Raw genomic sequence first — 26,497 nt, forward strand, 5'->3', positions numbered from 1 at the left:
CGCAACAGTTGGTCACCGGCCATCGTTCGAGGGTTCTGGGTTCAGGGGCTGGATATTCACTTTGACGGTGACTGACATGCCCGGGCGGATCTTGCCGTGCAGCGGGTTGTCGGCGGCAAAGGTCAGTTTCACCGGAATGCGCTGCACCACCTTGGTGAAGTTGCCGGTGGCGTTGTCCGGCGGCAGCAGGCTGAACTGCGCGCCCGAGGCGGCGAACAGGCTGTCGACGCGGGCTTCGATCGGCGTGTCGCCGTAGGCGTCGAACAGCAGCTCGGCCTTTTGTCCCGGTTGCATATGGCCGATCTGGGTTTCCTTGAAGTTGGCCTGAACCCAGATGTCCTGGTCCGGCACGATCGACAGCAGATAGGCCCCAGCCTGCACGTACTGGCCGTTACGCGCCGCGCGCTGGCCGATCAGGCCGCTGATGGGGGCGTGGATTTCGCTGCGGGTCAGGTTCAGCTCGGCCTGGGCCAGGTCGGTGCGGGCATTGGCGATCTGCGCGTCGAGGCGCTTGATCTCGGCGCTCAGGGCATTGACCTGCTGGCGCTGGCCTTGCAGGTCGGCCTGGGCCTTGGCCACTTGCGAGCGGGCGATATGGTTGTCGGCGGACAGGGTGGTGACCCGCTCTTCCGAGACATAACCCGGCTTGCGCAGGGTTTGCGCGCGGGACAGGTCGATCTGCGAACGCCCGAGGCTGGCCTGGCTGGAAGCCACCTGGGCCTCGCCGGCGGCGATCAGGCTGGCCTGTTGCGTGAGTCTGCTCTGGGCTTGCAGGCGTTCGGCTTCGCGGGTGGCCAGGGTGGCATTGGCGCGATCCACGGCGAGGTGGAAATCATCGCCTTCGAGCCTGATCAGCAACTGGCCTTTTTCGACGTGCTGGTTGTCCTGCACCAGCACCTCGTCGATGCGCGCGCCAAGCTGGCTGGAGACGCGGGTGATTTCACCCTGGACATAGGCGTTATCGGTGCTTTCATAAAAGCGTCCATGGAAAAACCACTGCGCCAGAAAGCCCAGGGCAATCAGCAGGACCAGAAACAGGAAAATAAACAGGCGACGCTTGAGTTGAACTGGCATGGGGCGGCAGGCTGCGCTCAGGTAAATGTAAGGAAGTTTGTCAGAGGGCGAATCTGGCATACGGCCGACCAGTGGTAAATGCCACGGACGGACAATCGACGGTTCGGCGGCCCGGGCGACCCGAGTAGCCTCAACCTTGGCTTAAATGCCCTGCTCACTGGAGCGGGGCCGGCATCGCCTGTTACCATTCGCCTCTTGTTTGATCTTCGCTTTTCATATTCTTTCCGAGACATGCCATGACCACCGTCCGCACGCGCATCGCGCCATCGCCTACCGGGGATCCCCACGTAGGTACCGCTTACATCGCCTTATTCAACTACTGCTTCGCCAAGCAGCATGGCGGTGAGTTCATCCTGCGCATCGAAGACACCGATCAACTGCGTTCGACCCGCGAGTCCGAGCAGCAGATTTTCGACGCCTTGCGCTGGTTGGGCATCAACTGGAGCGAAGGCCCGGACGTGGGCGGCCCGCACGGCCCTTACCGGCAGAGCGAACGTAGCGAGATCTACCAGAAGTACACCCAGCAGTTGGTCGACATGGGCCATGCCTTCCCGTGTTTCTGCACCGCCGAAGAACTGGACCAGATGCGCGCCGAGCAGATGGCCCGTGGCGAGACGCCGCGCTACGACGGTCGTGCGCTGCTGCTGTCCAAGGAAGAAGTCGCGCGGCGCCTGGCCGCTGGCGAGCCGCACGTGATCCGCATGAAGGTGCCGAGCGAAGGCGTCTGCGTGGTGCCGGACATGCTGCGTGGCGATGTCGAGATCCCGTGGGATCGCATGGACATGCAGGTGCTGATGAAGACCGATGGCCTGCCGACCTATTTCCTGGCCAACGTGGTCGACGACCACCTGATGGGCATCACCCACGTATTGCGGGGCGAAGAATGGCTGCCTTCGGCGCCGAAACTGATTCTGCTCTACGAGTATTTCGGCTGGGAGCAGCCGCAGCTGTGCTACATGCCGCTGCTGCGTAACCCGGACAAGAGCAAGCTGTCCAAGCGCAAGAACCCGACCTCCGTGACCTTCTACGAGCGCATGGGCTTCATGCCGGAAGCCATGCTCAATTACCTGGGTCGCATGGGCTGGTCGATGCCGGACGAGCGCGAGAAGTTCTCGCTGCAGGAAATGGTCGACAACTTCGACCTGTCGCGGGTCTCCCTGGGTGGGCCGATTTTCGATATCGAGAAACTGTCGTGGCTCAATGGTCAGTGGCTGCGCGACCTGCCGGTGGAAGAGTTCGCCAGCCGTGTGCAGACCTGGGCGCTGAACCCCGAATACCTGATGAAGATCGCGCCGCACGTGCAAGGCCGGGTGGAAACTTTCAGCCAGATCGCACCGTTGGCCGGATTCTTCTTCGCCGGTGGCGTGACCCCGGATGCCAAGCTGTTCGAATCGAAGAAGCTTTCGGGCGATCAGGTGCGGCAGTTGATGCAACTGATCCTGTGGAAGCTGGAAAGCCTGCGCCAGTGGGAAAAGGACAGCATCACCGCGACCATCCAGGCCGTGGTCGAATCCCTGGAGCTGAAGCTGCGCGATGCCATGCCGCTGATGTTCGCCGCGATCACCGGCCAGGCCAGCTCGGTCTCGGTGCTCGATGCCATGGAAATTCTGGGCCCGGACCTGACCCGTTTCCGCCTGCGCCAGGCCATCGACCTGCTGGGTGGCGTGTCGAAGAAAGAAAACAAAGAGTGGGAAAAGCTGCTGGGCGCGATCGCCTGATTCAGCCTGCTGATTCGCGGGAGCCGGCATGCTGGCTCCCGCGGACCTGCGCAAGAAGTGAGATCGCGACCGTTGCTGGAGGGCACAACGGTTGGCAAAAGCCCCGGATTTACGGGGGAGGGCGGTAAGTGATTGTTATGCCGGCAAATTTTTTTAAAAAAAGCTGAAAAAAAATTTGACAGCCTTCCGATACGCCCTTAAGATTCGCCCCGTCCTCACCGACGAGGGGCTATAGCTCAGCTGGGAGAGCGCTTGCATGGCATGCAAGAGGTCGACGGTTCGATCCCGTCTAGCTCCACCAATTTACAGTTCAAGGTCTGGCCACACCGGCCTTGAATCGATCAGTTCTCAGCGCTGATCAGTTGTTAGAAGGGTTTGCGTCCCCTTCGTCTAGTGGCCTAGGACACCGCCCTTTCACGGCGGTAACAGGGGTTCGAGTCCCCTAGGGGACGCCAGTTTTACAGAAGCGATGTTGCAAGATGTCGCTCCGCCGCGAGGCGAAAAATCTGGGGCTATAGCTCAGCTGGGAGAGCGCTTGCATGGCATGCAAGAGGTCGACGGTTCGATCCCGTCTAGCTCCACCAATTTTACAGTTCAGGGTCTGGCCACACCGGCCTTGAATCGATCAGCTCTCAGCACTGATCAGTTGTATAGAAGGGTTTGTGTCCCCTTCGTCTAGTGGCCTAGGACACCGCCCTTTCACGGCGGTAACAGGGGTTCGAGTCCCCTAGGGGACGCCACGTTTACCCGCTCTGCGGGATTTATAAGGGTCATTCAATTATTGAATGGCCCTTTTGTTTGTCTGGCGTTTGGCCAATTCTCCCTTTCTCCCCACACTGTTCTCCTGACCGACGGTCACACTAACGACTTGCGAAAATTTATTATGGGAATAATATTTTGATCGTAATATTCGGAGGCAACGATGAACGATAAAAAAGCTCAAACCCGCGAGCGCATTCTCCAGGCCGCCAGCACCGCGCTGGTGCAGCGTGGCCCGGCCGAGCCGAGCGTGGGTGAAGTGATGGGTGCCGCGGGCCTGACGGTCGGTGGCTTCTACGCGCATTTTGAAAGCAAGGACGCCCTGATGCTGGAAGCGTTCAGTCAATTGCTGGCCCAGCGCCGGGGCCTGATCGCTGATATGGACGCATCGTTGACCGGCGAGGAGCGGCGAGCGCTGGTGGCAGCGTTCTATCTGTCGCGCAAGCACCGCGATTCCACCGAGCAGGCCTGCCCGATCCCCGCGTCGGTCGGTGAAATGGGGCGCCTGCCGGACGATTTCCGCAAAGTCCTGAATGAACACATCGAGCTGATGCTGGCTCAGTTGGCGACCACCCCCGAAGACACCGACAAGGCCCTGGCCGATCTGGCCCTGATGGTGGGCGGCTTGTCCCTGGCCCGGGCGCTGGGAGCCGGTGAGCTGTCGGACCGTTTACTGCGCGCTGCCAAGTCGGCGGTGCTATGACCTGAGGCGCAGGCCTGAGGAGAGAAGCGATGAGCACCTTAAGTTGGGTTCGTGGCGTTAACGGCACCTTGGGCTGGGTTGCACCGAAGCTGGTCGCCAGCAAGATGCGGCTGGCCTTCATGACGCCGCGCGAGCGGCTGCCGCGTGACTGGGAGCTGCCGCTGCTGGCGCGTTCGGAGCGTATCACCCTGCGCTTCGGGCTCTCGGCATTGCGCTGGGGCCAGGGGCCGGCGGTGCTGCTGATGCATGGCTGGGAAGGCCGCCCCACGCAATTTGCCAGCCTGATCGATGCGCTGGTGGACGCCGGCTACAGCGTCGTGGCGCTGGACGGTCCCGCCCACGGGCGTTCTCCCGGTCGCGAGGCCAATGTGATGCTGTTTGCCCGGGCCATGCTCGAAGCCGCCGCGGAGTTGCCGCCGCTGCGCGCGGTCATCGGCCATTCCATGGGGGGAGCCAGCGCCATGCTGGCGGTGCAGCTGGGCTTGCGTACCGAGACCCTGGTCAGCATCGCCGCTCCGGCGCGGATACTCGGCGTGTTGCGCGGCTTCGCCCGTTATGTGCGCCTGCCGCCCAAGGCACGCTCGGCCTTTATCCGCCAGGTGGAGCAGGATGTCGGCATGCGCGCCGCGGCCCTGGATGTCGCGCACTACCAGCTGGATATGCCCGGGCTGATCGTGCATGCCGAAGACGATTGCTTTGTCCCGGTCAAGGAGTCCGAACTGATCCACGACGCCTGGTTCGACAGTCGCTTGTTGCGCCTGAAGGAAGGCGGGCATCAGCGCGTATTGGCCGATCCGCGGCTGATCGAGGGTGTGCTGACGCTGTTGGCCGGCCGCAGCCTGCAAGCGCGCCAATCCGCCTGAGCAATCCGTTACACTGCCCCGGTCGAATAATCTGACCGGGAGTGGGGCATGGGCTGGGATCTGGCAACGCCGTTTATCATCGATCTGCAGGTAGGCGCCGAAGACATCGACGGCTTGGGGCACGCCAACAACGCGGTGTACGTCACTTGGCTGGAGCGTTGCGCCTGGCGTCATTCCCAGCGCCTGGGCCTGGACCTGAGCGAATACCGCCGCCTGGATCGGGCCATGGCGGTGGTACGCCATGAGATCGACTACCTGGCGGCGGCCTATGAAGGCGACGAGCTGCAGCTGGCGACCTGGATCGTCGACTGGGACCAGCGCCTGAAGATGTCGCGGCGCTTCCAGCTGGTGCGTCCGAGCGATGGCAGCACCTTGCTGCGTGCCCAGACCACCTTTGTCTGCATCGAGCTGTCCAGCGGCAAGCCCAAGCGCATGCCGGCGGAGTTTCTCGAGGGTTATGGGCCGGCGTTGCAAGGGGCGAACTGAACGCGCCCGCGACCATCCACCCGTTGAAATACCTGCTTCCCAGAGAAACCCAGTAAACTGCCGCACGTTTTTTTACCGCGTTTTACGTTGAGTGTGATTCATGCAAATTGCTTTGGCGCCCATGGAAGGGTTGGTCGATGACATCCTGCGGGATGTGCTGACCCGGGTCGGTGGTATCGACTGGTGCGTGACCGAGTTCATCCGGGTCAACGACCAGTTGCTCACACCGGCCTATTTCCACAAGTTCGGCCCCGAGTTGTTGAATGGCGCCCGGACCGCGTCCGGCGTGCCGCTGCGGGTGCAGCTGCTGGGTTCCGATCCGGTGTGCCTGGCGGAAAACGCCGCCCTGGCCTGTGAGCTCGGCTCCGAAGTCATCGACCTGAACTTCGGCTGCCCGGCCAAGACCGTCAACAAATCCCGTGGCGGTGCGGTGCTGCTCAAGGAGCCGGAACTGCTCAACCAGATCGTCGAGCATGTCCGGCGTGCCGTGCCTGCGTACATCCCGGTGACCGCCAAGATGCGCCTCGGCTTCGACAGTCCGGATGGCTCGCTGGTGTGCGCCACGGCGCTGGCCGAAGGCGGCGCGGAACATATCGTGGTGCATGCGCGGACCAAGGTCGACGGCTACAAGCCGCCGGCGCACTGGGAGTGGATTCCGCGGGTGCAGGACGTGGTCAAGGTGCCGGTGTTCGCCAACGGCGATATCTGGAGTGTCGAAGACTGGCGCCGCTGTCGCGAAATCAGCGGGGTGGAAGACATCATGCTCGGCCGTGGCCTGGTGTCGCGTCCGGACCTGGCCCGGCAAATCGCCGCCGCGCGGGCCGGGGAAGAGGTGGTCGAGATGACCTGGGCCGAGCTGATGCCGCTGATCCAGGACTTCTGGCTGCAAGCCAAGGCGCAGATGACGGCTCGCCAATCGCCGGGTCGCCTGAAGCAGTGGCTGGCGATGCTGACCCGCAATTATCCCGAGGCGGTGGCGCTGTTCACCGTCCTGCGTCGCGAAACCGAGCCGGATCAAGTCTCGCGTTTGCTGGGCTTGCCGGTGGCCGAGGCGGCCTGAAAAAAATCTGCGAAAAGTCTCTTGAAATGCAATTGGCGGTCCCTATCTAAGGGTTACGCGATGCCGAATTCGGGTCGCGGAGACAAAAAAACTTGCTGATTGTTTTCAGGAGATTTGAACCATGAGTACTGCATTTTCCCTCGCGCCACTGTTCCGTTCCTCGGTGGGTTTCGACCGTTTCAACGACCTGTTCGAAACCGCCCTGCGCAATGAGCCAGGCAGCACCTATCCGCCCTACAACGTCGAAAAGCACGGCGACGACCAATACCGCATCGTCGTGGCCGCCGCCGGGTTCCAGGAAGAAGACCTGGAGCTGCAAGTCGAGAAGGGTGTGCTGACCATCAGTGGCGGCAAGCGTGACGCGAACGAAGGCGTCACCTTCCTGCACCAGGGCATCGCCCAGCGTGCGTTCAAGCTGTCCTTCCGCCTGGCCGATCACATCGAGATCAAGGCCGCCGGCCTGAGCAACGGTCTGTTGAGCATCGACCTGCTGCGAGTGATCCCGGAAGAGGCGAAAGCCAAGCGCATCCCAATCAACGGGACGCAGCAAGCGGCTCTGCAGCATTGATCCATGCGCAGCAATGCAGGCGCTTGATCGAGCGCTGAGTCGCCAAATGAAGGCCCCGACTTGTCGGGGCCTTTTTTATGCCCGGCAGAATCATCGTTCACCTTTGCTGCCTGCGATGGTTTCTCTACAATCCGCCGCAGTTTTGCCGACCCCCCATTCCTCACCGGTCGGCCTGGAGCCTTTTTCATGGACGAGATACACCAGCGCTGGCTGTGGAGCCTCTCTGCGCCGATGGTTGCACTCAACCCTCGCGCCGGATACGACAACCCCGCGTTCTACCCCGGCCCGGAATCCATCGACCTGCAAGGCAGTTGGGGCATCGGTGACCGGCGGCAGTTGCTGGGCATGCTGGAAAGGATGACTGACAACGGTCATGCCACCCACCTCGACGACGCGTATCGCGCCTGGCAGCGTTGTCTGCCGAGCGAATGGCAGGCCCTGCTCGAGACCCTCGAGCCCCGTGAACGCATCCTGCACCAGTTCGCCAGCCGTACCTTTGGTGCTTGCGGCCCGGGCGGGATCCTGGCCTGGGATTACGGGCGCATGGGGTTTCTGTTGCGTTGCGGCGTGCGCAACCAGTGGATCGATCTGGCCGAGAGCCTATGGCTGCACGGCCGGCTGGCGGTCAGGGCGCAATACCACTACGGCAGCTGGTTCGCCTATTTCAATGGTTTCCTGGTTGGCCGCGCGTTCTGGGGTTGCCTGGGCAATAGCGACGACGAACTGGCTTACGAGCTGGATCGACAGGGGGAGAACCCCAACAGCCTGATGATCGCCCAGGGGCTTGCGCAAAACATGGCGGACTGCCTGGCGGACTTGCCCTGGCACCTGGATCTCGATTTGCCGCAACGTCCGGCGTCGCTTGAGGAGTTCGACTGGTCATGAGTTGCTGGATAAAGCTGGGTATCGACCCTACCACCGATGAAACGCTGATTCGCAATGCCTATCGTGCCCGTCTGCCGGAGCATCACCCGGAGACCGATCCCGAAGGGTTCCAGGCACTGCGCCAGGCCTACGAGAGTGCCCTGCGGCTGGTGCGTGACAAGGAGCAGGAACTTGAAGCGGCGCAGGAGAGCGAGCCTGAGCCTGCGCAAGCCATCCTCGATTTTGATGCGCTGCTGAGTGATCCGGCGCGACGTTTCAATCCTGAGGCCTGGCAGGCCTTTATCAAGACACTCGATCAACTGCCGCTCGGCATGCTCGATGACCTGCGCTGGGAGTTGTTCGGGCGGACGGCCAATGCCGGACCGCTGTCCCATCGTTGCGCGGGCCTGCTGGCCCAGCGCATGGGCTGGGAGCATCAGGTGCTGGAGCTGGGGTTCGATCAGGCCCGGCATGTCGAGGACTATCTGGAGCGGATCAAGACCCCGGATCCATTCGATACGGCGCTGATGGGGAATTGGTCGGAACCAGCGCAGACCGAAAGCCTGTGGTACGTGCGCAGTCTCGACTTCATCTTCGACCGGCGACCGCTCCACGAGTACGAAGGCTTCGCCAGCCAACACACCTGCCTGCCGTTGCCGAACGATGCGCTCTTCATCAAGCGCTTGCTGGTGCAATTCACCCAGGCCGGCATCGGTGGCCAGGGGCTGTTGCAGCTGTGCATCGAGCAGCAGCGCGAAGCGCCGGATGATATGGACTGGCTGTACTTGCTGGCGTGCCAGAACAGCCTGCTGGGGCTGGACGATCAGGCGTTGCCTTGCTGGGTCCGGCTTTGGCAGGAGCATCGTCATCCCAAGGCCGAGAGCCAATTACTGGCGTTGTGCGCCAAACGTCAGCCGGACTTTTTGCCGCTGCTGATCCAGGCGTTTGATCGTCTGGAGAACTTCAGCGGCTGGTCCACCGATCTCGCCCATGTCACTCAGGAATACGGCAGCCCTTCACAACGTCCCGAGACGCTGATCCGCTGGCTCGGCGTTGGCCGGCTCGAGCTGCAGGGATTGGCGCAGGCCTTTATCGACTGGCGAATGACCGGCGACGAGTTGCCCTTGCTGGCGCAGTTGCTGGGCCAGAACACCGACACCCGGTTGTTGCGCCTGTACCGGCATGCCTGGGCCTTGCACCGTGGCGCAGCAGATCTGTTGCAACAGGTGCTGGACGAACCGCAGCCACTGGATGCCCTCGAAGGCCTGGTGCTGAGCGGGTTCAAGGACCAGGCCGGGCAGCACTTGCGCTGGTTGAGCCAGGCGCCGATTCCGTTGGCGATGAATGCCTTCATTGATGAGGGCGCGGCTTCGGTACAACTGGCCGCTGCGCTGACAACCGGTGAGCCGCATAAGATCTGCCGTGTGTGGCTGCGCCGATTGCGCCCTTACGGTCACGCTGCCCTGGAGCGTATCGCCGAGTCTTTCGAATTGAACGATACGGATGCCGCTAGCGATTTGTCGGAACTGAACCTGCTGCTGCAACTGAGCCAGCATGGCGTAGTGTTGCCGCCGCCAGGGGCGGGAGAGGCGGTCTGGCACTGGTACGCCCATACGCTGTTCCTGATGGCCTTGCTGCAGCAGCCGGAACGCTGGTGGCAATTGATCGACTCGCGGTGTCTGGAGCGTCTGGCGCTCAATCCGTCCCATCCGCTCAGCCGGCTGCAGCCGCAGCTTGCCCAATTACAGCGCGAACAGGGCGACCTGAGCGCTTTGCTCGGCTGGCTGCAATTGGCGGATCCGCTGCATGCCTTGCTCGACCGGCAATTGCTTGGCGTCCAGGAAGCGCTCGACAGTGCGCGGTTGTTGAGCAATGAGCGCTTGTTCGCATGCCTGCGCAGCGACCTGCACGCCTTCGCGGACGATTTGCTCGGGCGCATGCTCTTGAGCGGTGTGCTGTATCACGACCCGGTGATCGATGCGCAGCAGCGTCGATACCTGCTCGATCGGATTACCGAAGTCACCAATCCCCAGGACTGGTTCGACGGCTTCCGCCACGGCTTGATCAAGGGTGAGCCGCCACGGCCGCCACAGCAGACGCTGGTCGAAGACGAAGGGATCGACAGCGAGGCCTTTTACCTGGCCCTCGATGTGCTCAAGGGGCTGGTGCGTTACGGCAGTGCCGGTGTGCCTCGGCAGAAAGTGCTGCTGCGCATGCAGCGAGCCAAGGACAACCCGGAACACGGACTCGGCCTGCGATTTGCCTTCAGTGCGCTGCTGTCCTGGAGCGAGCGTCTGCTGCTGGCCAAGGGCGACAGCCGTCCGACGCCCGCCACGGCTTTCTGGCGTCTGGGCACACGGCTGGGACGCGGGGCGTTTTTCTGGCAGGTGCTGGGCGCTGTGCTGGTCACTCCGTTGGCCGCGTTGTTCAGCGGCACGTCGCTGTCCGCGATCGCTGTGTCATTGCTGGGCAGCCTGTTTTTGCTCGGGGTGATTCTGCGCCGCCTGCATGACATGGGGCGTGGTATCCCGACCTTACTGGTGCTGGGCGGTCTGTCGGCGTTCTTTCCGTTTCTGTCGCTGATCCTGTTCGCCTTTCCCGGCGACAAGCTGCCCAATCGCTATGGCGTACCGCCGGACAGCGCGGGTGAAGACGCGCTGCCCGGTGGTTTGCAGGCCTGTTTACGGCGGCTCAACGGCTAGAGACGCAGTTGGTCCAGCGCCTTGTTCAGCTGGGTTCGATGGCTGGCAATCTCCGTCGGTTGCTGGCCGCCGAGCACGGCGGTGAAGGTGCCCAGCCAGTCGGCGATCTGTTCGCGCTCGTCGCCCAGGCTTTGCGCCCACGCCCGTTCCAGGCGTGCCAGCAGGGTGCGGTTGGGCAGGGCGTCGCGGGGGTGGATTTTCAGCGCGGTCAGCCGCTCATGGCTGGCCTGTCGGGATTGCGCATCGAGCCCGGTGGGGCTGCGGTCGATGCTGTGGCTATGGCGTTCGCCGCTGGCCAGCAGGGTGACGTCGACTTCGAGCAGGCCATTGATGTCATAGCTGAAGCGCACGTCCAGGGACTGGATCTGTTCGCTGGGCGTCAGGGGCACGTCGAAGGCGTCGATGAAAATATTGTCCCGTACCCAGGGCCGCTCGCCCTGGTACACCTCGATGCGGATAAACGCCTGATGCGGATGTGTGGTGTAGAACTGCTGCACCCGTGAGGTCGGGATTACCGTGTTGCGTTCGATGATCGGCGAAAAGGCCCCGCTGACCTGTTCGCCGCGACGGGTGGAAATCCCCAGGGTGTAGGGGCAGACATCAGTCAGGATCAGTTCTTCGATGGCCCCGTCCCGGGCCTTGCAGGCGGCCTGGGTGGCGGCACCCAGCGCGACGATCGTATCCGGGTCGAGATGGCGGTAAGGCAGGCGGCCGAACAGGGTGGCGACCATCTGCTGCACCGCCGGCATCCGGGTGGCGCCGCCTACCAGCACCAGGCTGTCGAGGTCGCGAGGCTTGAGGCGGGCATCGCGCAGGGCCTGTTCGATGGGCGCCCGCAACCGGGCCAGCAGCGGTTCCCAGATTTTCAGCGCCAGCGCTTCGTCCAGCGTCCATTCATACGAGGTGTCCCCATGGCGCCAGCTCAGTGACTGAGTGCCTTCGGCGAGTGCGCACTTGAGCTGCTCCAGGGCGTCGCCCAGGCTGGCCATGCCCTGGGCGTCGATCTGCGCCGGGGTGAGTTGCCAGTCCTTGAGGCAGGCCTGCAACAAGGCCTCGGTAAAGTCCTCGCCGCCCAGGAAGTTGTCGCCGGTGGAGGCATGCACCTCAATCAGCGGCAGTGCGTATTCCAGCACCGTGACGTCGAAGGTGCCGCCGCCCAGGTCGAAGATCAGCGTGCGTTCGAACTTCTGTTCGTGCAGTCCGTAGGCCATGGCGGCGGCCGTCGGTTCGTTGATCAGCCGAGACACCGTCAGGCCCGCCAGTTCGGCGGCGAACAGCGTGCGCTTGCGTTGTTCGTCGCTGAAGTAGGCGGGCACCGAAATCACCGCTTCCTGCACCGGATGGCCGAGAAAGGCTTCGGCATCCTGTTTGAGCGAGCCGATCACCAGCGCCGAGAGTTCTTCCGGGCTGAACGGCCGGCCGCCCAGTTCGAGGCGCTTGTCGCTGCCCATGAAGCGCTTGAAGGCCGCGACCGTGCGTTCCGGGTGGGTCGTCAGGCGGGCCCGCGCGGCCTTGCCCACCAGGATGCTGTCGTCTTCATCGAGGCTGACCACCGACGGGGTCAGGACATCGCCGAGGGCGTTGGGGATCAACTGGGCGCGGCCGTCCTGCCAGACGGCGATCAGGCTGTTGGTGGTGCCAAGGTCAATGCCCAGCAGGGCCGGGCGGGGGAGGGTTGCATCCTGCATGATCGATCTCGTGGGCGTCACAAAAAACGCGACCCTACAGGTTGTGCCAAACACTGGCAATTGCTGCCCCGTTGATCTGTCAGGCTGGCGATTGCATGTCGCCCGCTCAGACCAGCAGGGCTTTCAAACCCTCCAGCGGCAGCGGTCGGCTGTGCAGGTAACCCTGATACAAATGGCAGCCCAGGCCTTGCAGGAACTCGAGCTGCTCCGCGGTTTCCACGCCTTCGGCGATCACCTTCAGGTCCAGGCTGCGAGCCATGGCGACGATGGCGCGCACGATCTCCGCGTCGTTGGGGTCGTGGGTCGCATCGCGGACGAAGGACTGATCGATCTTCAGCGCATCCACCGGCAAGCGCTTGAGGTAGGTCAGCGACGAATAACCGGTGCCGAAGTCGTCCATGGCGAAACTCACGCCGAGTTTTTTCAGGCGACGCATCTTGCCGATGGTGTCTTCCAGGTTCTGGATCACGATGCCTTCGGTGATCTCCAGCTTCAGCAGCGAAGGCGGCAGCTGGTAATGGCTCAGGCTGTTCTCTATACGCTCGACGAAGTCGTTCTGGCGGAACTGTCGCGGGCTGATGTTCACGCACAGGCTGAAGTCGAGCGGGTCCACCAGGCCTTCGGCGATCAGTTGGCTGAAGGCCTGGCAGGCTTCGTCGAGAATCCAGGTGCCGACCTCGAGGATCAGGCCGCTGTCTTCCAGGACCTTGATGAACTCGGTGGGCGATTGCGCCCCCAGTTCGGGGTGGTGCCAGCGCACCAGGGCCTCGGCGCCGACGATGCGGTTGTCGCGGGCATCGACCTGGGGCTGGAAGTGCAGGCTGAACTCGCCCCGGGACAGCGCCAGGCGCAGGTCGGTCTCCATGCGCATGCGCTCGCTGGCGGCTTTCTGCATGGTGTTGTGGAACATCTGGGTGGTGTTGCGCCCGGAGTCCTTGGCCCGGTACAGCGCGATGTCGGCGCGCTTGAGCAGGTCGGTGGGGGTCGAGCCATGATCGGGAATCAGCGCCACGCCGATGCTCGGGGTCACCTGCAGGCGCTGGCCGTCGAGGAACATCGGTTCGGACAGCAGCTCGCGCAGGGTATCGGCCAGTTCACGCACCTGCTCGCTGACTTCGCTGCGGCTGCCTTCCAGGCCGCTGAGCAGGACCACGAACTCGTCGCCGCCCAGGCGCGCCACGGTGTCTTCCATGCGCACGCTGGCTTCGAGCCGCGCGGTGACGATCTTCAGCACGGTGTCGCCCACCGGATGGCCGAGGGAATCGTTGATGTGCTTGAAATGGTCCAGGTCGAGAAACAGCAGGGCGCCGCGCAGGTTGTGGCGCTTGAGCAGGGCGATCTGCTGGCTCAGGCGGTCCATCAACAGCGCGCGGTTGGGCAGGTTGGTCAGCGGGTCGTGGTAGGCCAGGTGGCGAATCTGCGCCTGGGCGTTTTTCAGCAGGCTGACGTCCCGCGCGGTGAGCAGCAGGCAAGGGGTTTCATTGAGGGTAATGGGTTCGATCGAGACCTCGACTGTCAGGATATCGCCACGCTTGTTGCGGCCGAGCATTTCCAGGTGATTGACCCGACCTTTGAGCTGCAGCTCGGCGAGCAGGATCGAGCGCTGTTTTTCCTCGGCCCAGATACCGACCTGATACACGGTGCGGCCGATCACTTCTTCGGCGCGGTAGCCGGTCAGCCGGCAGAAGCCGTCGTTGACCTCCAGGTAACGCCCGGTGTCGCGTTCGGTGATGGTGATGGCGTCAGGGCTGGAGTGGAACGCCTTGGCGAACTTCTCTTCGCTGGCCTTGAGCGCGGCTTCGGAGCGTTGTTGCTGGGTGATGTCGCGCAGCGTGGTGACAATGCACGGCTGTTTGTCGACGGTGATCTGCCGGCTGGAAATGATGCAGGTCAGGGGTTGTCCGTCCTTGTGCCGGACCACCACCGCGACGTTGTTCAGCGCCTGTTCGCGGATAACCTGTTCGACCCGTTGCAGGCGCTGGGCGGAGTCGTCCCACAGACCGATTTCGTCGGCGCTGCGGTTGAGCACCTCGTCGGCGGTCCAGCCGAAAGTCTGGGTGAAGCTGGAGTTGATCTCGATGAGCTGCCCGGTTTCCTGGAGCGTGACGCAGATCGGGTCCGGGCTGACCTGGAACAGGCTGGCGAACTTCTCCTCGGACGTCACCAGGCGCTGCTCGCGCTCGACCTGTTCGGTAATGTCCAGCAAGGTCCCGGCCATGCGCAGCGGACGGCCCTGCTCATCGCGGTAGAGGCGGGCGCGGCTTTCCAGAAAGCGTGACGAGCCATCGGCCAGTTGTACGCGGTAGGTCAGTTGATAATTGCCGGCCGGGCCTTCGCGCAGGCTGCGGTAGGCATCGCGCATGCTGTCGCGCTCTTCGTCGGGCACGCCCTCGAAAAACGCATCGAAGGACTCATGGAACGGCATCGGCTCCAGGCCGTGCAGCTGCGCGGCGCGGGCCGAGCCGTAGAGCATGCCGCTGGGAATGTGCCAGTCCCAGGTGCCGAGCTGGGCCGAGTCCAGCGCCAGGTCGAGGCGCTCCTGGCTGTCCTTGAGGGCCTGTTCGGCGAGCTTGCGTTCGCTGGTGTCGAGAAAGGTGCTGAGCAGGTAGGCCTGGCCTTCCAGCTCGACTTTCTGGGCACTGAGAATGCCGTCGTGAATCTGCCCGTTGCTGGCGCGTAGTTGCACCTCGAGGGTGGCGGCCTGGCCGCGCTTTTGTACCGCCTTGACCATTTGCGCGCGTTGTTCCGGGTCGACCCACAGGCCCAGTTCGAGGGTGGTGCGGCCGATGACGTGCTGCACCGGCCAGCCGAAGAGGCTTTCGAAGTACTGGTTGGCTTCGCTGATCAGGCCGTCTTCCAGGCGGGTCAGCAGCACCATGTTCGGGCACAGGTGAAACAGCGTGGCAAAGCGTTTTTCCGAGCTGCTGAGAGCCTGTTCCCGCTGGCGTTGGTGGGTGATTTCGCGAATCACCCCGATCATTCGGGGCTTGCCATGTTTGTCCGGTAGCACGCTGCCATTGATTTCCAGCCAGTGCAGGCTGCCGTCGGGCCAGCGGATGCGGTGATGCATCGCCTGTTCCAGCGGCGCGCCGGCCAGCACCGAATGGAAGGCGCGAATGGTTTTGGCGCGGTCTTCCTCGGGCAGCAGGTCGAGGTATTCCAGGTCTTTGGGCAGCGGCTGGCGCGGATCGAAGCCAAACAGCGCCTGGGTGCCCCGCGACCAGCTGATTTGCCCGCTTTCGATGTCCCAGTACCAGGCGCCCAGCCGTGCGCCATTGAGTGCGGCAAGCAACTGCGGGGCGCTCTCCCAGCTTTGCTCCGACTGTTTCGGGTCGAGCGCGTGAATGCGCGGCATGGGCGGTAGACGGTCAGCGGGTTTTGGCATGAGCAGCGAGCCCTGGGCTGAAAAGAGCGTTAGGCGCAGGTTCAGGCAAGCAAAGAGGTGGCATAAGTCATGCCGGGACGCTTACGCCTGGGTCCCTGGCCAATCGACTTGTGCATCCAGTAAGGCCATGAAAGCCCGCGCAGCATTCGACAGCGTCCGTTCGGTATGCAGGATATAGCCTAGCTGGCGAGTGAGCTGTATGCCCGGTAAAGGAATGCGCGCCACCTGCTCGTCGAGCATGGTACGGGGCAAGACGCTCCAGGCCAGGCCGATGGACACCATCATCTTGATGGTTTCCAGGTAGTTAGTGCTCATGGCGATGTTCGGGGTCAGGCCCTGGGCCTCGAACAGACGCTGGACAATATGGTGAGTGAAGGTGTTGCCGCCGGGAAATACCGCCGGATGCAGGGCGATATCGGCCAGGCTGACCGTGCCGTTGCTCACCAGCGGGTGCTCGGGGGCGGCGACGAAGTCCAGTGGGTCGTTCCACACCGGCGTGGCCTTGACCAGTGTATGGGGCTCGGGGGCCAGGGTGATCACCGCCAGTTCGGCGCGACCATGGAGAATCTCTTCATAGGCCACTTCCGAGTCGAGAAACTGGATGTCCAGGGCCACTTCCGGGTATCGGCGGGTAAAGGCGCGCAGCAGGGGCGGCAGGCGGTGCAGGCCGATATGGTGGCTGGTCGCCAGGGTCAGGCGGCCGCTGACTTCGCCGGTCAGGTTGGTCAGCGCCCGGCGGGTGTCGTCCAGCACGTTGAGGATCTGATAAGCCCGCGGCAGCAGGGCGCGTCCGGCCTCGGTCAAGCCCACTTCGCGGCCCAGGCGATCGAACAACCGGACATTGAGCTGTTGCTCAAGGCCGGCGATGCGCTTGCTGATGGCCGGCTGGGTCAGGTGCAGGCGCTCGCCGGCTCCGGAGAAGCTGCCGGTTTCGGCAATCGCGATAAAGGCATTGAGGTTGGCCAGGTCCATGGTCGTATTCCAGTCGGTTATCCAAAGTATAAAAAATATGAATTTGAGTTATTTAATGTAACGCCATAGCATCAGCCTCACAAGCCAAGGGGTTATTGACCGGTGTCGGAGACCCGCGGCATAGAAAATGATGAGGAACCGTCTGATGGCCGGCAAAACGCTCTACGACAAGCTCTGGGATTCGCATTTGGTCAAGCAGCGCGACGATGGCTCGGCGCTGATCTATATCGATCGTCACATCATCCACGAAGTGACCTCGCCGCAAGCCTTCGAAGGCCTGCGTCTGGCCGGGCGCAAGCCTTGGCGCATCGATGCCAACATCGCGACCCCGGACCACAACGTACCGACCACGCCGGAGCGCAAGGGCGGCATCAGCGCCATCGCCGACCAGGTCTCGCGTTTGCAGGTTCAGACCCTCGACGACAACTGTGACGAATACGGCATCGTCGAATTCAAGATGAACGACGTGCGTCAGGGCATCGTTCACGTCATCGGCCCGGAGCAGGGCGCCACCTTGCCTGGCATGACCGTGGTCTGCGGCGACTCCCACACCTCGACCCACGGTGCCTTTGGCGCCCTGGCGCACGGTATCGGCACCTCCGAGGTCGAGCACGTGCTCGCCACCCAGTGCCTGGTCGCCAAGAAAATGAAAAACATGCTGGTGCGGGTCGAGGGCAAGTTGCCGTTTGGCGTGACCGCCAAGGACATCGTCCTGGCCGTGATCGGCAAGATCGGCACCGCTGGCGGTAACGGCCATGCCATCGAGTTCGCCGGCAGCGCGATTCGCGACCTGTCCGTCGAAGGCCGCATGACCATCTGCAACATGTCCATCGAAGCCGGTGCCCGTGTGGGCCTGGTGGCCGCGGACGAAAAGACCGTGGAATACGTCAAGGGTCGTCCATTCGCCCCCAAGGGCGCGCAATGGGACCTCGCCGTCGAAGCCTGGAAGGACCTGGTGTCCGACGCCGACGCCAAGTTCGACACCGTGGTCGAGCTGGATGCCGCGCAGATCAAGCCGCAAGTCAGCTGGGGCACTTCGCCCGAGATGGTCCTGGCCGTCGATCAGAATGTGCCGGACCCGGCCAAGGAAATGGACCTGGTCAAGCGTGATTCCATCGTCCGTGCCTTGAAATACATGGGTTTGACCGCCAACCAGGCGATCACCGACATCCAGCTGGACCGGGTATTCATCGGTTCCTGCACCAACTCGCGGATCGAAGACCTGCGCGCCGCGGCGGTCATCGCCAAGGGCCGCAAAGTGGCCTCGACCATCAAGCAGGCGATCGTGGTCCCGGGTTCGGGCCTGGTGAAGGCCCAGGCGGAGTCGGAAGGCCTGGACAAGATCTTCCTCGAAGCGGGCTTCGAATGGCGCGAGCCGGGCTGTTCGATGTGCCTGGCGATGAACCCGGACCGCTTGGAGTCCGGCGAGCATTGCGCTTCGACCTCGAACCGCAACTTCGAAGGTCGTCAGGGCGCCGGTGGCCGTACCCATCTGGTCAGCCCGGCCATGGCCGCGGCCGCCGCCGTCAACGGTCGTTTCGTCGACGTCCGTGAATTGATCTAAGGAGCGCAGCATGAAAGCTTTCACCCAGCACACCGGTCTTGTCGCGCCTTTGGATCGTGCCAACGTCGACACCGATCAGATCATTCCCAAGCAGTTCCTCAAGTCGATCAAGCGCACCGGCTTCGGCCCGAACCTGTTCGACGAGTGGCGCTACTTGGATGTCGGCCAGCCGTACCAGGACAACTCCAAGCGTCCGTTGAACAAGGACTTCGTGCTCAACGCCGAGCGCTACCAGGGCGCCAGTGTATTGCTGGCCCGGGAAAACTTCGGCTGCGGCTCCAGCCGTGAGCACGCGCCTTGGGCGTTGGAAGAATATGGTTTTCGCAGCATCATTGCGCCGAGCTACGCTGACATCTTCTTCAACAACAGCTTCAAGAACGGTTTGCTGCCGATCATCCTCAGCGATGCTGAAGTCGATGAATTGTTCCAGCAGGTCGAGGCCAATCCGGGCTACCAGTTGCAGATCGATCTGCAGGCCCAGACCGTGACCCGTCCCGATGGCAAGGTGTTGAAATTCGAGATCGATGCGTTCCGCAAGCATTGCCTGCTCAACGGCCTGGACGATATCGGCCTGACCTTGCAGGACGGTGACGCGATTGCCGCCTTCGAGGCCAAGCATCGTGCCAGCCAGCCGTGGTTGTTTCGCGACGCCTGATCGGCGTTAAAGTGATGTATGGATGGCGAGCCAGCTCGCTCCGGCAGGAGAGGACACACAACCTGTAGGAGCGAGCTTTTTGCTCGCCGTAACCGCCAAAAAAAGCCATGGCGGCTTGATATTCGGGCCAGTGCTTCGTTCTCTACGAGTGAGCGGACGCCGCAGGCCAGGCAACAGCATTTTTCCGGGCGTGCCGACCAGCACACCGACAGAGCAAATGAGGAAAGCATGAGCAAGCAGATTCTGATTCTCCCAGGTGACGGCATCGGTCCGGAAATCATGGCCGAGGCGGTCAAGGTGCTGGAGTTGGCCAACGACAAGTACAGCCTGGGCTTCGAACTGAGCCATGACGTGATCGGTGGCGCGGCCATCGACAAGCACTGCGTGCCGCTGGCCGACGAGACCCTGGATCGTGCGCGGGCTGCCGACGCGGTCCTGCTGGGCGCCGTGGGCGGCCCGAAATGGGACAAGATCGAGCGTGATATCCGCCCTGAGCGCGGCCTGCTGAAAATTCGCGCGCAGTTGGGCCTGTTCGGCAACCTGCGTCCGGCGATCCTTTATCCGCAACTGGCCGATGCTTCCAGCCTCAAGCCGGAAATCGTCTCCGGCCTGGACATCCTCATCGTTCGCGAGTTGACCGGCGGCATCTACTTCGGCGCGCCACGTGGCACCCGCGAGCTGGAAAACGGCGAGCGTCAGTCCTACGACACCCTGCCGTACAGCGAGAGTGAAATCCGCCGCATTGCCCGGGTCGGCTTCGACATGGCCCGTGTGCGCGGCAAGAAGCTCTGCTCGGTGGACAAGGCCAACGTCCTGGCGTCCAGCCAGCTGTGGCGCGAAGTGGTCGAGCAGGTGGCCAAGGATTACCCGGATGTCGAACTGAGCCACATGTACGTCGACAACGCCGCCATGCAGTTGGTGCGTGCGCCGAAGCAGTTCGACGTGATGGTCACCGACAACATGTTCGGCGACATCCTTTCCGACGAAGCGTCGATGCTCACCGGCTCCATCGGCATGCTGCCGTCGGCGTCGCTGGATGCCAACAACAAGGGCATGTACGAGCCATGCCACGGTTCGGCGCCGGACATCGCCGGGCAGGGCATCGCCAACCCGCTGGCGACCATTCTGTCGGTGTCGATGATGCTGCGTTACAGCTTCAATCTGAACGACGCGGCGGACGCCATCGAGCAGGCCGTGAGCCTGGTACTGGACCAGGGATTGCGCACCGGCGACATCTGGTCGGCCGGTTGCACCAAGGTGGGTACGCAGGAAATGGGCGATGCAGTAGTCGCCGCGCTGCGGAATCTGTAATCTTTCGGGCCCACCGCTCAGACGGTGGCCCACTTTTGTATAGGTGTAGTTGCGATGAAACGTGTAGGTCTGATCGGTTGGCGCGGTATGGTCGGTTCCGTGCTCATGCAGCGGATGCTGGAAGAGCAAGACTTCGATCTTATCGAGCCGGTGTTTTTCACCACTTCCAATGTCGGTGGCCAAGGCCCGTCCGTGGGCAAGGACATTGCTCCGCTCAAGGACGCTTACAGCATTGAAGAGCTGAAGACCCTCGACGTGATTCTGACCTGCCAGGGTGGCGACTACACCAGCGAAGTCTTCCCCAAGCTGCGCGAAGCCGGCTGGCAGGGCTACTGGATCGATGCCGCTTCCAGCCTGCGCATGCAGGACGACGCGGTGATCATCCTCGACCCGGTGAACCGCAAGGTCATCGACCAGCAGCTGGACTCCGGCACCAAGAACTACATCGGCGGCAACTGCACCGTCAGCCTGATGCTGATGGGCCTGGGCGGCCTGTTCGAAGCCGGTCTGGTGGAGTGGATGAGCGCCATGACCTATCAGGCGGCGTCCGGTGCCGGCGCACAGAACATGCGCGAACTGATCAAGCAGATGGGCGCGACCCACGCCGCCGTGGCGGATGACCTGGCCAACCCGGCCAGCGCCATTCTCGACATCGACCGCAAGGTCGCCGAAGCCATGCGCAGCGATGCCTACCCGACCGAGAACTTCGGTGTGCCGCTGGCCGGCAGCCTGATCCCGTGGATCGACAAGGAACTGCCGAACGGCCAGAGCCGCGAAGAGTGGAAGGCCCAGGCCGAGACCAACAAGATCCTCGGCCGCTTCAAGAGCCCGATCCCGGTCGACGGCATCTGCGTGCGGATCGGCGCCATGCGCTGCCACAGCCAGGCGCTGACCATCAAGCTGAACAAGGACGTGCCGATCGCCGATATCGAAGGGTTGATCAGCCAGCACAACCCTTGGGTCAAGCTGGTACCGAACCAGCGCGACATCAGCATGCAGGAGCTGAGCCCGACCAAGGTCACCGGCACCCTGAACATCCCGGTGGGCCGTCTGCGCAAGCTGAACATGGGCTCGCAGTTCCTCGGCGCGTTCACCGTCGGCGACCAGCTGCTGTGGGGCGCCGCCGAACCGCTGCGCCGCATGCTGCGGATCCTGCTCGAGCGTTGATGCTCTGATGCATTGAAAGAGCCCGCGCCTTGCAAGAGGCGCGGGCTTTTTTCATATCGGAGCAGCTCCTGATTGCTGGCTATGAGCATGTTTGCGAAAAGTCTGATGTGTCAGATCTGATAAATTGCCTCGCCCCCAAGCGCCGGGTAAAGTGCCGCTCCCCCGTTTCGCCAGAGGTAGCACCATGAACCAGTCCTTCGATATCGCCGTTATCGGTGCCACCGGTACTGTCGGCGAAACCCTCGTCCAGATTCTCGAAGAGCGCGATTTCCCGATCGCCAACCTGCACCTGCTGGCCAGCAGTGAATCGGCGGGGCATTCGGTGCCGTTTCGTGGAAAAAATGTGCGCGTGCGTGAGGTCGACGAGTTCGATTTCAGCAAGGTGCAGCTGGCGTTTTTCGCTGCCGGCCCGGCGGTGACCCTGAGCTTCGCCCCGCGGGCGACGGCGGCCAATTGTGCGGTGATCGACCTGTCGGGCGCATTGCCTTCGGCCCAGGCGCCGAATCTGGTGCCGGAGGCCAACGAGCGCGTGCTGAGCGGCCTGGAAAAGCCCGTTCAACTGAGCAGCCCCAGCGCCGCAGCCACGTCGCTGGCGGTGGTCCTGGCGCCGTTGCAGGCCCTGTTCGAGATCCAGCGGGTCAACCTGACCGCCAGCCTCGCGGTGTCCACCCAGGGCCGTGAAGCGGTAACCGAGCTGGCGCGGCAGACCGCCGAATTGCTCAATGCGCGTCCGTTGGAGCCGCGATTCTTCGACCGGCAGATGGCATTTAACCTGTTGGCGCAGGTCGGCACGCCCGACGAGCAAGGTCACACCTTGTTGGAAAAACGCCTGGTCCGGGAGTTGCGCGAGGTGCTGGCGCGGCCTCTATTAAAGATTTCTGTCACTTGTGTTCAAGCCCCGGTGTTTTTTGGCGATAGCTATAGCGTGACTCTGCAGTCAGCCACGGCGATCGACCTGGATGCGGTCAATGCCGCGCTCGAAGCCGCGCCCGGCATCGAGTTGGTGGAGGCGGGCGACTACCCGACCGCGGTGGGCGATGCGGTGGGGCAGGATGTGGTCTACGTTGGTCGGGTGCGCGCGGGGATCGACGACCCGGCGGAACTTAATCTCTGGCTGACGTCAGATAACGTACGCAAAGGGGCTGCGCTCAACGCCGTGCAGCTGGCTGAGTTGTTGATAAAAGACCTTCTGTAAAAGATACTTGGCAACAATTTGCAGAATGATTCTAGCTGGGCGCTATGCTTGGCTGGTTGCTGGAGGTGAGCTGCCGTCGCGCTCTTCCAAGGCATGCAGACATAATCGCGCGAAGCGGCCCTTCAGGCCGCACGCAATGCCTTACGGCAGCGCTACAACACCTTCTCGCTGGCCGAGGAATGTTCAAACAAAGGATGAGGCTATGGTTCAAGTTCGCAAACTGGTGTTAGCAATAGCGGCCGCGTCGGCGCTGTCCTCCGGTATGGCGCAGGCGCTTGGGCTCGGGGAGCTGACCCTGAAGTCGACTCTGAACCAGCCACTGGTTGCAGAAATCGAGTTGCTGGACGTCAAGGATCTCACCGCCGCCGAGGTGGTGCCGAGCCTGGCCTCGCCTGAAGATTTCGCCAAGGCGGGCGTCGATCGCCAGGCCTTTCTCAATGAGCTGAGCTTTACGCCGGTGCTCAATGCCAACGGCAAGAGCGTGCTGCGGGTCACGTCGAGCCAGCCGCTCTCCGAGCCGATGGTCAAGTTCCTGGTGCAGGTGATGTGGCCCAATGGCCGTCTGCTGCGCGACTACAGCGTCCTGCTCGATCCTTCCAAGTTTTCCCCGCAAACCGCTGAAGCGGCCGCGCAATCCGCGGCACAGACTCCAGCGGTCGCCGCGCCGGTCACCGGTGCCGGCAAGCCTGCTCAATACACCACCTCGGCCCGCGACACCCTCTGGGAAATTGCGGCCAAGGCCCGTAATGGCGGTTCGGTCCAGCAAACCATGCTGGCCATCCAGGCGCTGAATCCGGATGCCTTTATCGACGGCAACATCAACCGGCTGAAAACCGGGCAGGTATTGCGCCTGCCCGATGCCGTGCAGAGCACCAGCCTGTCGCAGCCGCAAGCGATCGCCGAGGTCGCTGCGCAGAATACGGCGTGGCGTCAGGGGCGCCGCCTGGCGCCGCGTAGCGCTCAGCAGCAACTGGATGGCACCCGGCGCGCGGGCGCGGACAAAGCGCCTGCACAAGGCGCGGCCAAGGATAATCTGAGCCTGGTGTCTGCCGAGTCGGGCCAGGCGCGGGGCAAGGGTGCGGCTGGCGACAGCCAGGCGCTGAGCAACAAGCTGGCGGTGACTCAGGAAAGCCTCGATACGGCCCGGCGTGACAACGCCGAGCTGAAAAGCCGTCTGACGGACCTGCAAAGCCAGCTGGACAAGCTGCAACGCCTGATCGAATTGAAGAACGACCAGTTGGCCAAGTTGCAGGCGGAAGGGGCGGGTGCCGTGGCGCCAGCACAACCGACCGCGGCCATGCCGGCACAACTGGCTGAGCAGCCTGCGACCCCGGCGGCGCCAGTGACCGATCCTGCGGCAACTTCGGGAGAGGCCCCGGCTGAAGCGGCACCGGCCCAGGCGCAAGCACCGGCGTCCGATGAGGACAAATTCAACGACCTGCTGACCAATCCGATCCTCCTGGGGCTGGCGGGTGGTGGGGCAGTGCTGGTGCTGTTGTTGCTGCTGTTGTTGGCTCGCCGTCGCAAGGCTCGGCAGGAGGCGGAAAAGCATCTGCGCATGGCTCGCGCCCTGTCCGAAGAGTCTGAGCTGTCCAAGGATCTGGATCTGCCGGAAAGCAGCTTCGAAGGCCTTGAAGTTCCACCGCCGAGCGTCAAGCTCGCTCCAGCTCCAGCTCCAGCTCCAGCTCCAGCTCCAGCTCCGGTCGTGACGCCTGTGGTGGACGCGGCGCCGGTGCCTGCCGCAGTCGAGCATCCGGCCGATGTGCTGGATCAGGCCCAGTCCCATCTCGATGGCGGTCGCCTGAACCAGGCGGCGGCGATCCTGGAGGAGGCCGTCAAGCTGGAGTCGCAGCGTAGCGAGTTGCGCTTGAAGCTGATGGAAGTCTACGGTCATCAGGGCGATCGCAGCGCCTTTGTGGCCCAGGAGCGTCAGCTGGTGGCCAATGGCAAGAATCACGCTGAAGTCGAACAGTTGAAAAGCCGTTTCCCGGCAATGGCTGCGGTGGCGGCCGCGGGTCTCGGCGCGGCTGCTGCAGCGGCTGCGCTGGATGCTCAATACGTCAAGGAACTGTTGCTCGACGAGCCGCAGGAGCCAGCGCCGGCACCGGCTGTCGACGACCTGGATACCGATTTCGATCTGAGCCTGGACGATCTGGAGGCGGCCTCTCCAGCGGCGCCGGCTGCTCCTGCTGCTTCTACTCAAGCTGAGCCCGAGCTGGACGACTTCCCGCTGGATGACGACCTGAGCTTCGAGTCGGTGCTGCAGCAGCAAACCGAAGCCAAGGAAAGCCTGGATGATCTGTCGGATTTCGACCTGGATCTGGGTGAGGATCTTCCTGCGGCGGCGCAAGCCGATGAGGATTTCCTTCTCAGCCTGGATGACGATCTGAAGGATCTGCCGGCTGCCGAAGTGCCTACGGTGACCGAAGCTGCGCTCGACGATCTTGAGCTGCCAGCCGACTTCGACTTATCCCTGGCGGACGAGATGGATGCGCAGCCCGCTGCCAAGGATGCTTTCGCTTCCGAGCTGGACGATGTCAACGCCGAGCTGGATCGCTTGTCGCAGAGCCTCGAGCAGCCGGACCTGGCCGAGCCGACCTTTACCGCGGAAGACGCCGCGGGCAGTGCCGACGAAGGGGATTTCGATTTCCTTTCCGGCGCCGATGAAGTGGCGACCAAGCTCGATCTGGCCCAGGCCTACATCGACATGGGCGATAACGATGGCGCGCGGGATATTCTCGGCGAAGTCATCAGCGAAGGTAACGACGGTCAGAAAAGCGAAGCCAAGGAAATGCTCGCGCGTCTGGCCTGAGTCGACGCTAGCAGCAAAAAACGGCAGCCATCGAGGCTGCCGTTTTTGTTTCTGGGCCCATGGCAGCGCTTGCGCGATTAAGCCAGCAGGTCTTCGTAGAAGGCGCCGAATGGCCGGGTAGGGTGGGCGATCTGGATTTCCAGAATCCACAGGCCGACGTTGGGGCATGCCTCGAAGTTGCCCAGGTCGCCCGCTCGATAAATGGCATGGGGGAAGTCGCTGACCCGGTGCCCCTTGATCTCAAGGTTCAGCACCCAGCCCATGGCGATCGCCTGTTCTTCGGCATAGCGATACAGGGCAGGGCCGGCCACCTTGTGCTCGTTCCAGTGATCGCGAACCCGTTCGAACAGGGTTTGGGCCGCCGTGGCGCAGGCTTGCATCTCGGGATCGTTGCCGGTGACGAAGGTGGCGCCGCAATCGCCTTCGTGGCGGTCCCAGACCACCCCCAGGTCGATAAAGAAGATGTCGTTGTCGCCCCAGTATCGGATCGCCTTCGGAGCGTTGCTTGAAGGTCTTCAGGGTGTTTTCGCCAAAGCGCACCAGCGCCGGGTGCCAGATCCGGTCCATGCCCAATTCCGCAAGCACCTCCAGCCCCAAGGCGCGAGCCTGGGATTCGAGCATGCCTGGCTGAATGCGCGCGGCTATCTGCGCGATGGCTTCCCAGGTCTTGCGCTTGGCGTGGAGCATGCCTTGCAGGCTGTAGGCGAGGCCCACGGCCTCCTTGTTGATGGCGGTCATTGGTCAGGTTCCGGTCGAGTGGATTTATGGTTTTCGTTATATATTTATCTATATAGCGTTTGTCCTGGTTTTCACGCAATCCTGTTTACGCTCGCTGGCGCTTAATGGGCAAACATCAACTAAAAGCGGGCCGCGCATGGCGTCTGCTTGCGCGCGCCTTATAATGGCCGCCTTTGCGCATATCAGCAGGCTGTAAGTTCTTGGCAAATATAG

At 62.8% G+C, this 26,497-nt stretch carries 18 protein-coding genes, 4 tRNA genes and 1 pseudogene; 18 read left to right on the forward strand and 5 right to left on the reverse strand.

What is annotated here, in order from left to right; genetic code table 11:
• Positions 1-12 precede the first annotated feature (12 nt).
• Positions 13-1,074, reverse strand: coding sequence for an HlyD family secretion protein (locus CRO75_RS21365; protein WP_037004583.1), 1,062 nt, complete (start codon positions 1,072-1,074; stop codon positions 13-15).
• 236 nt (positions 1,075-1,310) lie between these two features.
• Here CRO75_RS21365 and gltX point away from each other — a divergent pair, with 236 nt between their 5' ends.
• From gltX to CRO75_RS21425, 12 genes are all read left to right on the forward strand, one after another.
• Positions 1,311-2,792 carry a glutamate--tRNA ligase gene (gltX, locus tag CRO75_RS21370; protein WP_007922014.1) on the forward strand — a complete coding sequence of 494 codons (1,482 nt, stop codon included), beginning with the start codon at positions 1,311-1,313 and terminating at the stop codon, positions 2,790-2,792.
• A 225-nt stretch (positions 2,793-3,017) separates the two neighbouring features.
• Positions 3,018-3,093 (forward strand) — tRNA-Ala (locus CRO75_RS21375).
• Between the two features lie 78 nt (positions 3,094-3,171).
• Positions 3,172-3,247 (forward strand) — tRNA-Glu (locus tag CRO75_RS21380).
• 53 nt (positions 3,248-3,300) lie between these two features.
• A tRNA-Ala gene (locus tag CRO75_RS21385) sits at positions 3,301-3,376 on the forward strand.
• An 80-nt stretch (positions 3,377-3,456) separates the two neighbouring features.
• Positions 3,457-3,532 (forward strand) — tRNA-Glu (locus CRO75_RS21390).
• A 182-nt stretch (positions 3,533-3,714) separates the two neighbouring features.
• A complete protein-coding gene (locus CRO75_RS21395; RefSeq protein WP_007922012.1) occupies positions 3,715-4,254 on the forward strand; it encodes a TetR/AcrR family transcriptional regulator in 540 nt (179 codons plus the stop codon).
• Between the two features lie 29 nt (positions 4,255-4,283).
• Positions 4,284-5,117 carry an alpha/beta fold hydrolase gene (locus CRO75_RS21400; protein WP_009043018.1) on the forward strand — a complete coding sequence of 278 codons (834 nt, stop codon included), beginning with the start codon at positions 4,284-4,286 and terminating at the stop codon, positions 5,115-5,117.
• A 48-nt stretch (positions 5,118-5,165) separates the two neighbouring features.
• Positions 5,166-5,603, forward strand: coding sequence for a thioesterase family protein (locus CRO75_RS21405; RefSeq protein ID WP_085530321.1), 438 nt, complete (start codon positions 5,166-5,168; stop codon positions 5,601-5,603).
• Between the two features lie 100 nt (positions 5,604-5,703).
• The gene (locus CRO75_RS21410) at positions 5,704-6,663 is read left to right on the forward strand and encodes a tRNA-dihydrouridine synthase (protein ID WP_097137982.1); all 960 of its coding nucleotides are present in this window, start codon (positions 5,704-5,706) and stop codon (positions 6,661-6,663) included.
• Between the two features lie 121 nt (positions 6,664-6,784).
• Positions 6,785-7,231: an Hsp20 family protein gene (locus tag CRO75_RS21415; protein WP_009043021.1), complete on the forward strand. Its 447-nt coding sequence runs from the start codon at positions 6,785-6,787 to the stop codon at positions 7,229-7,231.
• Positions 7,232-7,417: 186 nt separating this feature from the next.
• Positions 7,418-8,116, forward strand: coding sequence for a DUF1266 domain-containing protein (locus CRO75_RS21420; RefSeq protein WP_097137984.1), 699 nt, complete (start codon positions 7,418-7,420; stop codon positions 8,114-8,116).
• Entirely contained in the window at positions 8,113-10,797 is a 2,685-nt protein-coding gene (locus CRO75_RS21425; protein WP_097137986.1) for a DUF805 domain-containing protein, read from the forward strand. The genes CRO75_RS21420 and CRO75_RS21425 overlap by 4 nt, the downstream gene beginning before the upstream one ends.
• Here CRO75_RS21425 and CRO75_RS21430 read toward each other — a convergent pair.
• The 3 genes from CRO75_RS21430 to CRO75_RS21440 form a co-directional block, all read right to left on the reverse strand.
• Positions 10,794-12,485 carry a molecular chaperone HscC gene (locus CRO75_RS21430; RefSeq protein ID WP_097137988.1) on the reverse strand — a complete coding sequence of 564 codons (1,692 nt, stop codon included), beginning with the start codon at positions 12,483-12,485 and terminating at the stop codon, positions 10,794-10,796. The two genes, CRO75_RS21425 and CRO75_RS21430, sit on opposite strands and share 4 nt — an antisense overlap.
• Before the next feature lie 106 nt (positions 12,486-12,591).
• Entirely contained in the window at positions 12,592-15,870 is a 3,279-nt protein-coding gene (locus tag CRO75_RS21435) for an EAL domain-containing protein (RefSeq protein WP_085530326.1), read from the reverse strand.
• Positions 15,871-15,951: 81 nt separating this feature from the next.
• On the reverse strand, positions 15,952-16,842 hold the full coding sequence (locus CRO75_RS21440) for a LysR family transcriptional regulator (protein WP_092418213.1): 891 nt from the start codon (positions 16,840-16,842) through the stop codon (positions 15,952-15,954).
• A 145-nt stretch (positions 16,843-16,987) separates the two neighbouring features.
• Here CRO75_RS21440 and leuC point away from each other — a divergent pair, with 145 nt between their 5' ends.
• From leuC to CRO75_RS21470, 6 genes are all read left to right on the forward strand, one after another.
• Positions 16,988-18,406 (forward strand): 3-isopropylmalate dehydratase large subunit, encoded by a 1,419-nt coding sequence (leuC, locus tag CRO75_RS21445; RefSeq protein WP_062823059.1) that lies wholly within the window; start codon positions 16,988-16,990, stop codon positions 18,404-18,406.
• A 10-nt stretch (positions 18,407-18,416) separates the two neighbouring features.
• The gene (leuD, locus tag CRO75_RS21450; RefSeq protein WP_007921993.1) at positions 18,417-19,061 is read left to right on the forward strand and encodes a 3-isopropylmalate dehydratase small subunit; all 645 of its coding nucleotides are present in this window, start codon (positions 18,417-18,419) and stop codon (positions 19,059-19,061) included.
• A 228-nt stretch (positions 19,062-19,289) separates the two neighbouring features.
• On the forward strand, positions 19,290-20,372 hold the full coding sequence (gene leuB, locus CRO75_RS21455; RefSeq protein ID WP_097137990.1) for a 3-isopropylmalate dehydrogenase: 1,083 nt from the start codon (positions 19,290-19,292) through the stop codon (positions 20,370-20,372).
• 54 nt (positions 20,373-20,426) lie between these two features.
• Complete coding sequence (gene asd / locus CRO75_RS21460) at positions 20,427-21,539, forward strand: aspartate-semialdehyde dehydrogenase (RefSeq protein ID WP_007921989.1); 1,113 nt, start codon at positions 20,427-20,429, stop codon at positions 21,537-21,539.
• Positions 21,540-21,723: 184 nt separating this feature from the next.
• Positions 21,724-22,734 (forward strand): aspartate-semialdehyde dehydrogenase, encoded by a 1,011-nt coding sequence (locus CRO75_RS21465; RefSeq protein WP_097137992.1) that lies wholly within the window; start codon positions 21,724-21,726, stop codon positions 22,732-22,734.
• 202 nt (positions 22,735-22,936) lie between these two features.
• Positions 22,937-25,546 carry a FimV/HubP family polar landmark protein gene (locus CRO75_RS21470; RefSeq protein WP_097137993.1) on the forward strand — a complete coding sequence of 870 codons (2,610 nt, stop codon included), beginning with the start codon at positions 22,937-22,939 and terminating at the stop codon, positions 25,544-25,546.
• A 77-nt stretch (positions 25,547-25,623) separates the two neighbouring features.
• Here the strand turns inward: CRO75_RS21470 and CRO75_RS21475 are convergent.
• Positions 25,624-26,284 (reverse strand): annotated as a pseudogene (locus tag CRO75_RS21475) (M24 family metallopeptidase).
• Positions 26,285-26,497: the final 213 nt, after the last annotated feature.

Source organism: Pseudomonas sp. LAMO17WK12:I10 (assembly GCF_900215185.1).
GTDB classification, from domain to species: Bacteria; Pseudomonadota; Gammaproteobacteria; order Pseudomonadales; family Pseudomonadaceae; genus Aquipseudomonas; species Aquipseudomonas chlororaphis.

Bases quoted from the DNA above. Each gene is read 5' to 3' on its own strand.
- CRO75_RS21365 (WP_037004583.1), bottom strand. From the start codon at position 1,074: ATGCCAGTTCAACTCAAGCGTCGCCTGTTTATTTTCCTGTTTCTGGTC.
- gltX (WP_007922014.1), top strand. From the start codon at position 1,311: ATGACCACCGTCCGCACGCGCATCGCGCCATCGCCTACCGGGGATCCC.
- CRO75_RS21395 (WP_007922012.1), top strand. From the start codon at position 3,715: ATGAACGATAAAAAAGCTCAAACCCGCGAGCGCATTCTCCAGGCCGCC.
- CRO75_RS21400 (WP_009043018.1), top strand. From the start codon at position 4,284: ATGAGCACCTTAAGTTGGGTTCGTGGCGTTAACGGCACCTTGGGCTGG.
- CRO75_RS21405 (WP_085530321.1), top strand. From the start codon at position 5,166: ATGGGCTGGGATCTGGCAACGCCGTTTATCATCGATCTGCAGGTAGGC.
- CRO75_RS21410 (WP_097137982.1), top strand. From the start codon at position 5,704: ATGCAAATTGCTTTGGCGCCCATGGAAGGGTTGGTCGATGACATCCTG.
- CRO75_RS21415 (WP_009043021.1), top strand. From the start codon at position 6,785: ATGAGTACTGCATTTTCCCTCGCGCCACTGTTCCGTTCCTCGGTGGGT.
- CRO75_RS21420 (WP_097137984.1), top strand. From the start codon at position 7,418: ATGGACGAGATACACCAGCGCTGGCTGTGGAGCCTCTCTGCGCCGATG.
- CRO75_RS21425 (WP_097137986.1), top strand. From the start codon at position 8,113: ATGAGTTGCTGGATAAAGCTGGGTATCGACCCTACCACCGATGAAACG.
- CRO75_RS21430 (WP_097137988.1), bottom strand. From the start codon at position 12,485: ATGCAGGATGCAACCCTCCCCCGCCCGGCCCTGCTGGGCATTGACCTT.
- CRO75_RS21435 (WP_085530326.1), bottom strand. From the start codon at position 15,870: ATGCCAAAACCCGCTGACCGTCTACCGCCCATGCCGCGCATTCACGCG.
- CRO75_RS21440 (WP_092418213.1), bottom strand. From the start codon at position 16,842: ATGGACCTGGCCAACCTCAATGCCTTTATCGCGATTGCCGAAACCGGC.
- leuC (WP_062823059.1), top strand. From the start codon at position 16,988: ATGGCCGGCAAAACGCTCTACGACAAGCTCTGGGATTCGCATTTGGTC.
- leuD (WP_007921993.1), top strand. From the start codon at position 18,417: ATGAAAGCTTTCACCCAGCACACCGGTCTTGTCGCGCCTTTGGATCGT.
- leuB (WP_097137990.1), top strand. From the start codon at position 19,290: ATGAGCAAGCAGATTCTGATTCTCCCAGGTGACGGCATCGGTCCGGAA.
- asd (WP_007921989.1), top strand. From the start codon at position 20,427: ATGAAACGTGTAGGTCTGATCGGTTGGCGCGGTATGGTCGGTTCCGTG.
- CRO75_RS21465 (WP_097137992.1), top strand. From the start codon at position 21,724: ATGAACCAGTCCTTCGATATCGCCGTTATCGGTGCCACCGGTACTGTC.
- CRO75_RS21470 (WP_097137993.1), top strand. From the start codon at position 22,937: ATGGTTCAAGTTCGCAAACTGGTGTTAGCAATAGCGGCCGCGTCGGCG.